Genomic DNA, 13,147 nt, shown 5'->3' with positions numbered 1-13,147 from the left:
TTATTTTGGTACATAAAATGCCTCTAGATGAGAAAGCTACTGTTTTTCTTATTGGTTCCTTTTGTGCTTTTTAGCCAAAAAAACGCATCGAAATCTTTCGATAGTTTGGGCTATTATTTTCAGCAAATCCAATACAATAAGAAAGCAAACAACTACCAAAACTGCCTGAATTATTCCAAAAAAGCCATTGATTTTTCTCAGAAAAAAAATGATGAAAAAGCACTTGCCGACAGTTATTATAATTTAGGTTTGGTCTATTATGATTTGCATAAGTACGAAGATGCTATCGATGCCTTTGTTCGAAGTATTGCTATTTATTCTACTTTGCCCAATTCAACGGAGCAGGCCATGTGTTATTATCATTTGGGCATGTCTTATATTGAAGAACACAACACCACTTTAGCTGAAAAAAATCTCAATCAAGCGGAAAGCTTGTTTGAAAAATTAAAAATTCACAGTGCTATTGAATTGATCAATTTGCAACGTGCCATTATTTATAAACAGTTGGGGCGAACCCATCAGGCGGTGGGCATGTTGGAAAAAATCATAACACAAACGGACACCATTCATACAAGAAAAGTCATACCCGAAGCCTTGTATCATTTGGGAATGATCGAAAAAGAACGCAAACGCTACAACTTGGCGTTGAATTACATGAACCGTGCTTTAAATCGGTCAACAGCTTCACTTGAATTACAATCCAAAATACTTTTAGCATTAAGTCAGATTCAAGAAAAAAATGCCAACATTGATGCTTCGCATGGATTTTTGAAACGCTATGTCGAATTAAAAGACAGTATTGATCGTTCATTTAATGCCAAAATTGAACCTGTCGATTTTGATGCGTTTAAAAATTCTGAAAAAATAAAGCACGCGGAACAACTGGAACGCGAAAAAGAGAGTCAGACAAAAGCCAAGAACTTTGCCAAACTCATTAGTATATTGGCGATAGCGCTGATATCCATTTTGTCGTTACTGAGTTTATCGTTGTACAAAAACAATATTTTGCGCAATGAATCCAATAAACTCTTGCATGAAAAAAACCGTGAATTAGAACTTGCCAAAGAAAAAGCGGAAAATGCTACCAAAGCCCGATCTGAGTTTCTTTCAACGGTGAGTCATGAATTGCGAACACCTTTAAATGCCATCAATGGAATTACCCATTTGTTAATAGAAGAAAATCCGAAACCTTCACAAATTGAATATTTGAATTCGTTGAAATTTTCGGGTAATTACCTGTTGACATTCATCAATGACATATTAGAAATCAACCGCATTGAATCAGAGAATGTTCCGGTTGAACAAATTACATGTGCGATTCGCACCCATTTGAAAAATATTCAAAATTCGTTCCGTGAAATCGCACAAGAGAATCATAATATTTTTGAGATAGAAGTCGACAATGCGATTCCAGAGAACTTGATTTGTGACCCGACTAAACTTTCGCAAATCATTATCAATTTGGTGAATAACGCATTGAAATTCACCAAAAACGGGCACGTTCGATTAATCGCAAAATTGGAAGAAGTCCAAGACAAAAACATTCGTATCCATTTCCAAGTGTCAGATAATGGCATCGGAATTCCAGAAGACAAACAAAGTGAGATTTTTGAAAGTTTCTCGCAAGGTTCGATCGAAATTAACCGTAAATATGGCGGCACTGGATTAGGTTTGGCCATCGTCAAACGTTTGGTTGAATTATTGGGCGGTTCTATAACGTTAAATAGTAAAGTTGGATTAGGTACTACTTTTTCTTTCACCTTACCGTTCCAAGTGGGTGAAAATAATATGGTAACCGCACCCGTTGAAGTGACCGTTACAGAAACCGATGAAACCATTGTTCAAGGAAAACGCATATTATTGGTTGAAGACAACAAAATCAACCAAATGATTACCAAAAAGATGTTGGAAAATCGGGGAATGAATTGTCGCATTCTTGACAATGGTGAAGACTGTGTGACCTTAATTCGCAAAGAGGCCCAAAATTATGATTTGGTGCTTATGGACGTGCATTTACCGGGCATTAATGGAACAATTGCCACAGAACAGATTCGGGAATTCAACACAACCATTCCGATTATTGCATTGACTGCCATTTCCTTAAATGAAAATCGGGAAATGCTATTATCGTATGGAATGACAGACGTATTGACAAAACCTTTCGAACCCGAAAAATTTTATAAAATCATTTCCGATTATTTGCTGTAGTTAGTACTGCTTAATTAATTCGCGAATGAGGAGTCGCACGTGGGGTTCTGCCTTTTGCGCCGCTTTCAAAACTTCTTCGTGATTTACTTCTTCGATATTTTCTTCATCACCCATATCGGTAATTACGGACAATCCAAACGTTTCCAGTTCCATGTGACGGGCGACAATCACCTCAGGTACCGTGGACATTCCGACACAGTCAGCACCTAAAATTTTCACCATTCGGTATTCGGAAAGGGTTTCAAACGTGGGGCCTTGTAATCCCAAATACACGCCTTCATGCAACGTAATTTGATTTTGGATTGCGATTTCTTTCGCTTGGCGAATCATTTCTTTACTATAGGGTTCGCTCATATTGACAAATCGAGGGCCAAATCGCTCGTCATTTTTTCCGCGTAACGGATGTTCGGGCATCAAATTAATGTGATCTTTAATCACTACAATGGAACCAACTTCATAAGCAGGATTTACACCTCCAGAGGCATTGGACACAATTAACTTGGTTACTCCTAAATATTTCATGACCCGAACCGGGAAAGTAACTTGTTTCATGTCGTAGCCTTCATAATAATGGAAACGACCTTGCATGGCGACTACTTTTTTAGTTCCAACAGTTCCAAAAACTAATGCCCCTTGATGGCCTTGAACGGTGGATATAGGAAAATTAGGTATTTCACTGTAAGGCAAAGTGTGTTCGATTTGTATATCTTCTGTAAAACTTCCCAATCCAGAACCCAAAATGATTCCGTATTCGGGTGCAAAACCCGTAGATTTTTGAATGAAGTTAACGGTTTCGTGTACTTGTTCCCACATAGTTTTCAATTTTTTGCTGCCAATCCGATTCTCCTTGTAAAAACTCACTTTTTATAGGTAAGTAGTACAATGGTGCCGCAATTCCTTTTCCCATCAAACGAACATAGTCTTTTTCGGTAGTTATTATCGGTTGCGTTTTGGCGATTTGGTTAATTTTTTCAATATCCTGAGGTGAAAAATCGTGGTGATCGGGAAAGGTAAGCACCGTATCGCCTTCTTGTTGTAAAAAGGCATAAAACGGCCCTGGTTTTGCAATTCCGGTTAGAAGTACTTTGGACTGACGTCGAATTTCATCCACAGCTAGTTGTTCATTTGCATTGTAAACAAAAGAATCATAGGAAATTGTACTAAAAAAAACCGGAACGCTAACGTCCAATTGCTCACGAATTTTCTGTTGGGCAAGTTCGCTTAAATCTGCTGGACATTTTGTGACAATTATCACATTTGCTCTTTTTTTTCCCGAAGTAAATTCTCGTAAGGTTCCCGTGGGTAACATCCAATCCTGACAAAACAAATCGTCATAGGCCGTAAGCAAAATATAAAAGCCTGCTTTAACACGTCGGTGTTGAAAAGCATCATCTAGTAATATAACTTCCGGCTTCGGATTTCGAGCAAGTAACTGAAGAATACCGTTACGACGATCAGCATCCACTGCAACGGTAACTTCAGGAAATTTCAAATGCATTTGATAGGGTTCGTCACCAATTAAGGAACCATTAACTTCAGAAACTGCCATATCATTAGCCACCCAATAGCCTTTTGATTTACGACCGTATCCCCTACTCAATGTAGCTACTCGGTAATGGGGTTGCAACAAACGAATTAACGATTCAATTTGTGGGGTTTTACCCGTGCCGCCGACACTTAAATTGCCTACTGCCAGGATTGGAATATCAAAAGTATAGGAAGTTAACCAACCTTTATCATACATTATATTGCGAATGGCAGCAATACAACCATACAATAACGCGAATGGAAAAAGTAGGTAACGTAAAATTATCATAGTACGAAAGTAACATTTTTTTATCTTTGGAGGATTCAAGATTATAAAAATGAAACGGTTTTTACTCGTATTTTGGTTACTTTTAGCAGGTATAGCATGGAGTCAAAATACCGTTCAAGATAATGCTGCATTACTCAAAATCGTATTGACTAAATATTATGCGAACGAAAAACCCATCGTTAAAGACCGTTTGCAATTGCTCTTTTTTTATAAAGAAAAAGCCAATAATACCATCGAAATTTCTGAAGGTTGTAAAAACCATCCTGTATTAAAAAACTATGTTTCCGAAATAAAAAAACAAATTCAAGCGCCAAAACCATTGGATAATTGGGATAAAGAGTTTGAATTGTTATTCACCAATCAACACCAATATTTACAGAAGAAAGTACAAGCGCCGGTCAGTTTGGCTGAATTTCAATCCAAAACGGCGACCAACGGGGAAAATAATCAAAGGATGATGATTGTCAACCAACCCATTTATTTACCGAATAATTACTGTTTGATCAAAGTGGGGTTTTACCGGAGCATCGAACATAACAGCGGTAGTTTTATTCTTTTTCAAAAAATCAATGGCCAATGGCAATGGATGGAAGAATTTAACCGTTGGGAAACGTAATGGAGTTCTGAATTATGAATTATGAATTATGAGTTATGAGTTATAGAATTAAAGAAATACTGCCTATCCTTGAAGAATTAGCGCCTTTGGCCTATGCAGAGGATTTTGACAATGTGGGACTTTTGGTGGGTGATGTTGAATCGACGTTGACTGGAATTTTGGTTTGTCATGATGCTTTGGAGACGGTTATAGATGAAGCCATCACCAAAAAATGCAATTTGGTAGTTTGTTTCCACCCTATTTTGTTTTCGGGATTGAAAAAAATAACGGGGAAAAATTATGTGGAACGAGCAGTCATCAAAGCCATTAAAAATGACATCGCCATTTATGCGGTTCATACCGCTTTGGACAATCATCCAAACGGTGTAAATGCTTTATTTTGCAATGCACTAGGTATTTTAAATAGTTCAGTACTTGTACCCAAGTCGGATTTCATTCAAAAACTGGTCACCTTTGCACCTGTTGAAGATGCGGCAACCATTCGAACGGCCTTATTTGCTGCTGGAGCGGGAACCATAGGTAATTATGAAAACTGCAGTTTTAGTTCGACCGGAACAGGCACTTACCAAGGCAATGAAAACAGCAATCCTGTGGTGGGCGAACGGTTTGAAATGGTAGCAGCCCAAGAAGTCAAAATCGAAGTGACTTTTGAAAAGCATTTACAGAGTAAAATTCTAAAAGCGCTTTTTGCGAGTCACCGTTATGAGGAAGTCGCTTATGAAGTTTACTCCTTACAAAACTCGCATCAAAACATTGGTTTGGGTCGCATCGGACAATTAGAACATCCAATGGATGAAGTTGAATTTTTAACGATGGTCAAGTCCAAACTGGATTGTGGTGGCATTCGGCATTCAGCATTTTTGGGTAAAAAAATTCAAAAAGTAGCCGTATTGGGAGGTTCGGGTAGTTTTGCAATCAAAAATGCATTACAAGCGGGTGCAGATTGCTACCTCACTGCCGATTTAAAATACCATAATTTTTACGAAGCCGAAGGCAAAATGTTGCTTGCAGATATCGGACATTTTGAGAGTGAAAGATTTACAAAAAATTATATAGTTGATTTTCTTAAAGAAAAAATTACTAATTTTGCAGTCGTTTTATCAGAAGAAAATACAAACCCGGTTAAGTACTTATAAAATATGGCTACTACAAAAGAAATGAGCGTTGAAGAAAAATTAAGAGCGCTATATGATTTACAGTTAATCGATTCTCGCATTGACGAAATTAGAAGTGTTCGCGGCGAACTACCTCTAGAAGTAGAAGATTTAGAGGACGAGGTTGCCGGATTAACCACTCGTTTGGACAAACTACAAATGGACTTGGCGCAGATTGAAGAAAGCATCAAATCAAAAAAAGCGGCTATTGAAGGGCACCAAGTTTCCATTAAAAAATATACAGAACAACAAAAAGACGTTCGCAACAACCGCGAATTCAATGCGTTGACTAAAGAAGTTGAATACCAAGAATTGGAAATTCAATTGGCTGAAAAGCAAATCAAAGAATTAAAAGCTTCGATTGAATTCAAAAAAGAATCCATTTCACAAACCAAAGAGAAATTGGATCAAAAGTCGACGCACTTAAAACATAAGAAAGCGGAATTGAATGATATTATGGCAGAAACACAAAAAGAAGAAAACTTTTTGATGGAAAAATCAGCCGAATACCGTCAAGGAATTGAAGCTCGTTTATTAACTGCTTATGATCGTATCCGCAACAGTGTTCGTAATGGTCTTGCGGTAGTATCTATTGAACGTGGAGCTTCTGTAGGTTCATTCTTCACCATTCCTCCACAAACACAAGTTGAAATTGCTTCTCGAAAGAAAATTTTAACCGACGAGCATTCAGGACGAATTTTGGTGGACAATGTTCTGGCTCAGGAAGAAAGAGAAAAAATGGAACAAATGTTCGCATCGATATAATACCAAGCCACCTTTTACGGTGGCTTTTTCATTACCCCAATTTAAGATTACCTGCTTTGAAAAAGATTACTCAATATATCCTTGTCAAATTGGTTGGTTTGTACATCAACGTGATGAGCTATATCTATCCAAAACATGCTTTCCGATTGGCGTACCGACTATTTAGTTCGCCCCGAAAAGGAAAAATCAAATCCAGCCATATCCCGAAAGCTTTAGTTCGAGCCAAACATGTAAAACATACCTTAGACACCCATACAATCCAAACGTATATTTGGAAAGGCAATGAGGAGGTAATACTTCTTATTCACGGTTGGGAAAGTAATGCTTCGCGTTGGAAAAAGCTTTTAAAACAATTACTTAAAACAGGCAAGACTATAATTGCCATTGACGGTCCGGCCCATGGTATGAGTAGTGGCAAGGAATTCAATGTTCCTTTATATGCGGAATTTATTCATAAAATCGCTTCCATTTATGCTCCAAAAGCATTGATTGGTCATTCGGTGGGTGGAAATGCGATTACCTATTATCAAAAACATTATCCCCATGAAATCGAGCGTTTTGTACTCTTAGGTGCGCCTTCCGATTTTAAAATTATTTTAAAAAATTATGTGACTTTATTGGGATTGAATAGAAAGGTTTATCTCCATTTAAAAACCTATGTGCAACGGCGTTTTTCCATTTCCATAGAAAAATTTTCTGCGGCACAATTTGTTGAAAACATCCCTCAGGAAGGATTAATTATTCACGATAAAGAGGACGCTGTAGTTTTGTGGGAAGAGAGCAACAAAATTGCCAGTGCATGGCCCAAAGCTGAATTTGTCACGACACGCGGTTTAGGTCATGGTCTACACGATGCCTATTTGTACCAAACCATTATTGAATTTATTAATCGAAATTAAGTTCGATAGAAACTGTATCTTTGCGGCATGACCCGTTTAAACAAATATTTATCGGAATCCGGATATTGCTCCCGTCGTGAAGCGGACAAACTCATTGAGCAAGGACGCATTACCGTGAATAGAAAATTACCCGAAATGGGTATGAAAGTGACTTCGGAAGATCAAATTTTTGTGGACGGAAAACCCATTCATAACAAACAAGAAGAGCGTATTTACTTGGCTTTCCACAAACCCGTTGGCATTGAATGTACGACAAATACAGCCGTCAAAAACAACATAGTGGACTACATCAATTATCCCGAACGGATATTCCCTATTGGACGATTGGATAAAGCGAGTGAGGGATTGATTTTTATGACCAATGATGGTGATATTGTCAATAAAATTCTTCGGGCACGCAACAATCACGAAAAAGAATATATCGTTACGGTGAACAAACCCATCACGGATCGATTTATCCAACGCATGGGTAATGGTGTACCCATACTTGATACTGTAACACGAAAATGTAAGGTAGAGCAAATCAGTCGGTTTGTATTTCGCATCGTACTCACCCAAGGACTAAACCGCCAAATTCGCCGTATGTGCGAATATTTGGATTATGAAGTAACCGCCTTAAAACGCATTCGGATCATCAATATTAGTTTGGATGTTCCGGTTGGAAAATACCGAAAACTCACGCCTGCTGAATTAAAACAATTGGACCAATTGATTGCACCTTCGAGTAAAACTGAAGAGGCTAGTGATTTGAAAAGTGAGCAAACTCCAAAATCGAAAACAAGCGGAACACTTAAAGCAACACCTAAAACTTCACGATTCCCTATTATCAAAGACTTCAAAGGGAAACCCAAACAGTAATTATAAACCGCAATGCCTTTTTAGCACACAGTCGCGTGAGGGGTAGCAGCGGAAAGCCCGGATGCCGAAGTTTACGAAGGCAACGGACTTGCAGCGAATGACCCGACCCCGAAGCAATGGCGTGAATGAATGGCAATACTTTCTACGGGGACACGCTAAAAGAATTATGAGTTATGAATTCTAAATTCTAAATTCTAAATATTACAATCCTCAGGCAAAAGGGGCATTTAATCGAATGATTGCCCAATGTACTCAGTAGCTATTTTTTTAAAAATTCCTTTTCGTTAGCTTCGTACTGTGTTATTCATCTAATTATTCGCCTTAGAAAAAACGATACAAAACAAACATGAAAAATTGCGTTGTATTGTTCAGACTACTGATTCAATTTGAGGTTTGGTCGCATCTGCGAACATTACATGTTGCCTACGCTGAGGAAATGCGGGGCGACTGGACCGGAATCAGCTTTTGACATGTCCTATTTCCTATCCTTATAAATTTGCAGTGTAAGCAACCCCATTGATTGGGGTTGTTTTATTTTTAGTTTGCTCATTATTATCAACTTTACTTGATTAATCTTTCCTTTTTTAACATAAAAAATCACAGATATGATTTTTTATGTTATATTTGATACATAGGAATATATGTGGACTTTATAACTGCGAATTTAGATGAAAGAAAAATTACTCATTTTTCTTATCGTTTTGCCTTTTTTCACCTTAGCTCAGGTGGTGACTATTCCTGACTCCAATTTTAAATTTAAACTGCTTCAATCCTCTCCTTCTAATACGATTGCTAAAAACAGTTCGGGGAATTCAATAGCTATTGACAACAATGCAAATGGTGAAATAGAAACGCAAGAAGCGCTACAAGTTTTTCAATTGGACATCAACAACCAAGGGAGTCCGGTGAATGCAAAAATTGTTTCGCTTTCCGGAATTTCAGCATTCTCTCAATTGCGGGTATTGAATTGCAATGCCAACTTATTGTTGCAATTACCCATTCAAAGTTTGACCAACCTCACCCATTTGGCTTGTAAAAACAATCAACTTACTACGATAAATCTTTCCACTTTGAACCAATTGCAATGGTTTGAGGGGCAAAATAACCAATTTCAAGATGTACTTTTTGGAAACAATGGTGCTTTGGTGAATTTGAACTTGGCTGGAAATGCTATACAAACATTTACCACTCAGGGATTGACGGGATTAAGTCAGCTAGACATCAGTAATAACCCGTTGAATTCATTAGTTTTCAACAACGGTTTGAATATTGCGAATGTGTATGCATCGCAAACGCTAATTTCGCAATTTGACGGAAGTAATTTGGCAAATTTATCGGTTGTTCAATTAGACAACAATCCGAACCTGCAACAGGTGTATCTTAAAAACAACCGGTTTGAGTCGGGACTAAGTTTGACCAACACTCCCCAATTAAACTTTGTTTGCACCGACGATAACCCCATTGAAATTGCAAGTATACAGTTTATGGTGAACACCTATTCGGGTAGTTCGCAATGTGCTGTCAATCCGTATTGTACCTTTCAACCAGGAGGAACATTGTATTCTTTAAAAGGTTCGGTTCGTTTTAACACTAGTTCGAATGGATGTGACCTAAATGATCCGCTCGTTCCCAAAGTAAATTTGAAGTTGGTTCGAAATAACCAAACGGAACAACGTTACAGTTCTTCAGAAAATGGCAATTATTCCATTTATCTGAACGAAGGCAATTATACTATTGAACCTATTATTGAACATCCTGAATATTATGTAATAAATCCGGCTGTTTCACAACTCAACTTCCCTTTAAACCTCAGTCCGTTTACCCAAGATTTTTGTCTGAGTTACAATGGAAATCATAATGATTTAGAAATCATTGCCATTCCACTAACTGATGCGGTTCCAGGCTATTCCGCAACCTATAAAATCATTTGTAAAAACAAGGGAACAACTACTCAGACAGCTACAATAACTTGGAGCTTCAATGCTCAATTGGCAAGTTTAAGCACGGTAAATCCTGTAGCCACTTCGCTCAATGCCAATCAGATTTCATGGACCGTTACCGATTTACAACCGTTTGCCTCGGAAGAATTCTTGGTTACCCATGTATTACAAACACCTGCCAGTACACCTGGACTACAATCCGGTGATGTATTAAATTTTACGGCCAATGTGAATGGTTTAACCGATGAGCATTCTAATGACAACCAATTTGAATTAAAACATACTGTAGTAAATTCTTTTGATCCTAACTTTAAGTTTTGTTTGGAAGGAGCTACGATTTCTACAGAAAAAGTGGGCGATTTTGTACACTATATGATTCGATTTGAAAATTTAGGAACGGCACCAGCCCGTAATATTGTGATTACGGATATGATTGACAGTGCTAAATTGGATTTAAGTTCGATGATCATTTTAGACGCAAGTCATCCCTATGATTCAAGAACACTTCCAAATGGTCAAGTAGATTTTATTTTCGAAAACATCAATTTACCGTTTGATGATGCCTCTAATGACGGATATATTGTGTTTAAAATTCGCACAAAATCGAGTTTAGTCATTGGCGATTCCTTCTCCAATACGGCTTCTATCTATTTTGACTACAATTTACCGATTGTAACGAATACTTATACAACAACAGTTAATGCCTTGGGAACAGTAGAAAATGAAGCTATTTCGCTTCAATTGGCTCCCAATCCCGCACATGATTTCATCACATTATCCAATGATGCTTTTCAGATCGCGGAATTATTTGATCTGTCGGGGCGCTTACTTGCCGTTAAACCCGTGTACGCTCAACAGATTGCTATAGCAGAACTAGTTCCTGGACAGTACTTGCTTCGATTATCTAACTCAGATTCTAAGGTGGTTCTTCGATTCCAAAAACAGTAATTTATAATCCTAATTCAATATTTAGATGAGAAAAGTATTTCTATTCCTTGCACTTTTAACTTGGTCTTTAAATTTTAGTCAAGAAGTTAGTCCGATTGAATTTAAAAAAGAAGCCGATTACAAAATTGCGGAGCCCAAAGTAATTGAAAGTGCAACGTACTTACTCAATTCACCCCTAGACAACAATGAAATGCTTCGGATACAACATTTGCAATTCCTGATGCAATGGATGGAAGGCACTCCCGACTATACATTTAGCCTATCTGAAACTGCCACCAAGTTTAGTGGTGAAAACTCCAATTTATTGGGGGTTTATTTGGCAGCCATGATTGTTTATTTGGTTAAAGAACATGGGGATTCAAAAGATATTGCTGCTGTTGAGTTAAACACTTTACGAATCGCTATGAATTATGTGGCTAAAAAAGAGAATAACGTGCCGCTAACATCGAATTTAAAAAAACTAATTGCGGGTAATGAAAAAGGAAATTTAGCAGAAGTTCTGAAAAAATTATAACCTTTTTTCCATTACATAATCTTCCATTAAGTACCCATTCCCTATAGGAATATCAACCGTTTCAATACAAGTAAATCCAAACTTTTCATAAAAAGTTAGCGCTTTATTGAAACGGTTGACATTTAAAAAAATAGACTGTTGGTGATGCTGCAATGCATAAACACAACAATGTTCTAAGAGAATTTTTCCCCAACCTTTACCTTGCAAATGGGACAAAACATAGAGTTTGTGCAATTTTGCAATATTAGGTTTTTCATGTAACGCCACCGCAGCGAAACCAAGTGGTTCACCATTTTCCTCTAAAATAAAAAAAACTTGCCCTTGCTCCATTTGCAGTTCTAAAGCAGCGGGAGTATAGAATTTATCCAACATATAATCCAATTGCTCTTTGGATAATATAGTTCGATAAGCCACAGGCCAAATCGTTTTGGCTAGTGACTGAATAAGTGGGCAATCTTGCGTTGTGGCAATCCGAATATTCATTTATTTCAACCGTTTTTGCTCACGGGCTAAAAGTGTATTTTTCAGTAACATTGCAATTGTCATGGGTCCGACCCCACCTGGAACCGGCGTGATATGCGATGCTTTTTTGGAAACATTTTCAAAATCCACATCACCAACGATACGGTACCCTTTTTCAGCAGTTTCATCGGCCACACGTGTGATTCCGACATCAATGACCACTACATCGTCTTTTACCATTTCTGCCTTTAAATAATTGGGGACGCCTAGGGCAGTTATGATAATATCCGCTTGGGTGGTAATTTGGTTAATATTTTTGGTATGACTGTGTGTGAGTGTCACTGTTGAATTTCCAGGAAAGTGATTTCTACCCATTAAGATACTCATGGGCCTTCCCACAATATGACTACGCCCGATAACGACAGTATGCTTACCTTTGGTTTCTACATTATAGCGTTCGAGAAGTTCCAAAATTCCAAAAGGAGTTGCAGGGATGAATGTACTCATGTCTAATGCCATTTTTCCAAAATTCTCGGGATGGAAACCGTCCACATCTTTACTGGGATCAATGGACATCAAAATATGTTGGGTATCGATTTGTTTGGGTAATGGCAATTGCACAATAAATCCGTCAATCGCATCATCTTCATTCAATTCTTTGATTTTTTTGAGCAACTCTGTTTCAGAAGTAGTACTGGGCATACGGATTAAGGTAGATTCAAAACCCACGCGTTCGCAGGCTTTTACTTTACTGCTCACATAAGTCATACTCGCTCCGTCATTCCCAACAATGATTGCTGCCAAATGGGGGACTTTTTCCCCATTACTCCGCATTTTTTGCACTTCATCAGCGATTTCATTTTTGATGTCTTCTGAAACTTTTTTACCGTCTAAAATTGTCATGTTGTTGTGTTTTGGTAGTTATCAAAAAAGGGCTTAAAATTCGTAGTCGAACTTCAAACCCTTT

12 protein-coding genes are annotated in these 13,147 nt (G+C 37.8%); 8 read left to right on the top strand and 4 right to left on the bottom strand.

The window, feature by feature from the left end:
* Nucleotides 1-27 precede the first annotated feature (27 nt).
* Nucleotides 28-2,208: a tetratricopeptide repeat-containing hybrid sensor histidine kinase/response regulator gene (locus EQG61_RS08355; protein ID WP_129461469.1), complete on the top strand. Its 2,181-nt coding sequence runs from the start codon at nucleotides 28-30 to the stop codon at nucleotides 2,206-2,208.
* Here EQG61_RS08355 and EQG61_RS08350 read toward each other — a convergent pair whose 3' ends face one another.
* Both EQG61_RS08350 and lpxK read right to left on the bottom strand, forming a co-directional pair.
* Nucleotides 2,209-3,021, bottom strand: a complete 813-nt coding sequence (locus tag EQG61_RS08350) for a purine-nucleoside phosphorylase (protein WP_129461468.1) — start codon at nucleotides 3,019-3,021, stop codon at nucleotides 2,209-2,211.
* A complete protein-coding gene (lpxK, locus tag EQG61_RS08345; protein WP_129461467.1) occupies nucleotides 2,993-4,024 on the bottom strand; it encodes a tetraacyldisaccharide 4'-kinase in 1,032 nt (343 codons plus the stop codon). Before lpxK ends, EQG61_RS08350 begins: the two co-directional genes overlap by 29 nt.
* A gap of 49 nt (nucleotides 4,025-4,073) precedes the next feature.
* On the opposite strand from lpxK, the gene EQG61_RS08340 reads away from it, so the two are divergent.
* From EQG61_RS08340 to EQG61_RS08310, 7 genes are all read left to right on the top strand, one after another.
* Nucleotides 4,074-4,640, top strand: a complete 567-nt coding sequence (locus tag EQG61_RS08340) for a hypothetical protein (RefSeq protein WP_129461466.1) — start codon at nucleotides 4,074-4,076, stop codon at nucleotides 4,638-4,640.
* A 35-nt stretch (nucleotides 4,641-4,675) separates the two neighbouring features.
* Complete coding sequence (locus EQG61_RS08335; RefSeq protein ID WP_129461465.1) at nucleotides 4,676-5,776, top strand: Nif3-like dinuclear metal center hexameric protein; 1,101 nt, start codon at nucleotides 4,676-4,678, stop codon at nucleotides 5,774-5,776.
* Nucleotides 5,777-5,779: 3 nt separating this feature from the next.
* Nucleotides 5,780-6,559, top strand: a complete 780-nt coding sequence (locus tag EQG61_RS08330; protein ID WP_129461464.1) for a zinc ribbon domain-containing protein — start codon at nucleotides 5,780-5,782, stop codon at nucleotides 6,557-6,559.
* Nucleotides 6,560-6,615: 56 nt separating this feature from the next.
* Nucleotides 6,616-7,458, top strand: a complete 843-nt coding sequence (locus tag EQG61_RS08325; RefSeq protein WP_235829044.1) for an alpha/beta fold hydrolase — start codon at nucleotides 6,616-6,618, stop codon at nucleotides 7,456-7,458.
* Nucleotides 7,459-7,485: 27 nt separating this feature from the next.
* Nucleotides 7,486-8,316, top strand: a complete 831-nt coding sequence (gene rluF / locus EQG61_RS08320; protein ID WP_129461463.1) for a 23S rRNA pseudouridine(2604) synthase RluF — start codon at nucleotides 7,486-7,488, stop codon at nucleotides 8,314-8,316.
* 668 nt (nucleotides 8,317-8,984) lie between these two features.
* Nucleotides 8,985-11,204 (top strand): DUF7619 domain-containing protein, encoded by a 2,220-nt coding sequence (locus EQG61_RS08315; RefSeq protein WP_129461462.1) that lies wholly within the window; start codon nucleotides 8,985-8,987, stop codon nucleotides 11,202-11,204.
* A gap of 25 nt (nucleotides 11,205-11,229) precedes the next feature.
* Nucleotides 11,230-11,718: a hypothetical protein gene (locus EQG61_RS08310; RefSeq protein ID WP_129461461.1), complete on the top strand. Its 489-nt coding sequence runs from the start codon at nucleotides 11,230-11,232 to the stop codon at nucleotides 11,716-11,718.
* On the opposite strand, the gene EQG61_RS08305 is transcribed toward EQG61_RS08310, so the two are convergent.
* Together EQG61_RS08305 and EQG61_RS08300 are read right to left on the bottom strand one after the other, a co-directional pair.
* On the bottom strand, nucleotides 11,713-12,201 hold the full coding sequence (locus EQG61_RS08305; protein WP_129461460.1) for a GNAT family N-acetyltransferase: 489 nt from the start codon (nucleotides 12,199-12,201) through the stop codon (nucleotides 11,713-11,715). The genes EQG61_RS08310 and EQG61_RS08305 overlap by 6 nt on opposite strands.
* A complete protein-coding gene (locus EQG61_RS08300) occupies nucleotides 12,202-13,083 on the bottom strand; it encodes a bifunctional 5,10-methylenetetrahydrofolate dehydrogenase/5,10-methenyltetrahydrofolate cyclohydrolase (protein WP_129461459.1) in 882 nt (293 codons plus the stop codon).
* Nucleotides 13,084-13,147 lie beyond the last annotated feature (64 nt).

The organism is Flavobacterium stagni, from assembly GCF_004122105.1.
Lineage (GTDB): Bacteria > Bacteroidota > Bacteroidia > Flavobacteriales > Flavobacteriaceae > Flavobacterium > Flavobacterium stagni.
This window is presented reverse-complemented; position numbering and strand designations above follow the sequence as displayed.

Excerpts from the sequence above, each read along its gene's own strand:
- EQG61_RS08350 (WP_129461468.1), bottom strand. The coding sequence starts at position 3,021 with ATGTGGGAACAAGTACACGAAACCGTTAACTTCATTCAAAAATCTACG.
- EQG61_RS08315 (WP_129461462.1), top strand. The coding sequence starts at position 8,985 with ATGAAAGAAAAATTACTCATTTTTCTTATCGTTTTGCCTTTTTTCACC.
- EQG61_RS08335 (WP_129461465.1), top strand. The coding sequence starts at position 4,676 with ATGAGTTATAGAATTAAAGAAATACTGCCTATCCTTGAAGAATTAGCG.
- EQG61_RS08300 (WP_129461459.1), bottom strand. The coding sequence starts at position 13,083 with ATGACAATTTTAGACGGTAAAAAAGTTTCAGAAGACATCAAAAATGAA.
- rluF (WP_129461463.1), top strand. The coding sequence starts at position 7,486 with ATGACCCGTTTAAACAAATATTTATCGGAATCCGGATATTGCTCCCGT.
- EQG61_RS08330 (WP_129461464.1), top strand. The coding sequence starts at position 5,780 with ATGGCTACTACAAAAGAAATGAGCGTTGAAGAAAAATTAAGAGCGCTA.
- lpxK (WP_129461467.1), bottom strand. The coding sequence starts at position 4,024 with ATGATAATTTTACGTTACCTACTTTTTCCATTCGCGTTATTGTATGGT.
- EQG61_RS08355 (WP_129461469.1), top strand. The coding sequence starts at position 28 with ATGAGAAAGCTACTGTTTTTCTTATTGGTTCCTTTTGTGCTTTTTAGC.
- EQG61_RS08340 (WP_129461466.1), top strand. The coding sequence starts at position 4,074 with ATGAAACGGTTTTTACTCGTATTTTGGTTACTTTTAGCAGGTATAGCA.
- EQG61_RS08305 (WP_129461460.1), bottom strand. The coding sequence starts at position 12,201 with ATGAATATTCGGATTGCCACAACGCAAGATTGCCCACTTATTCAGTCA.
- EQG61_RS08310 (WP_129461461.1), top strand. The coding sequence starts at position 11,230 with ATGAGAAAAGTATTTCTATTCCTTGCACTTTTAACTTGGTCTTTAAAT.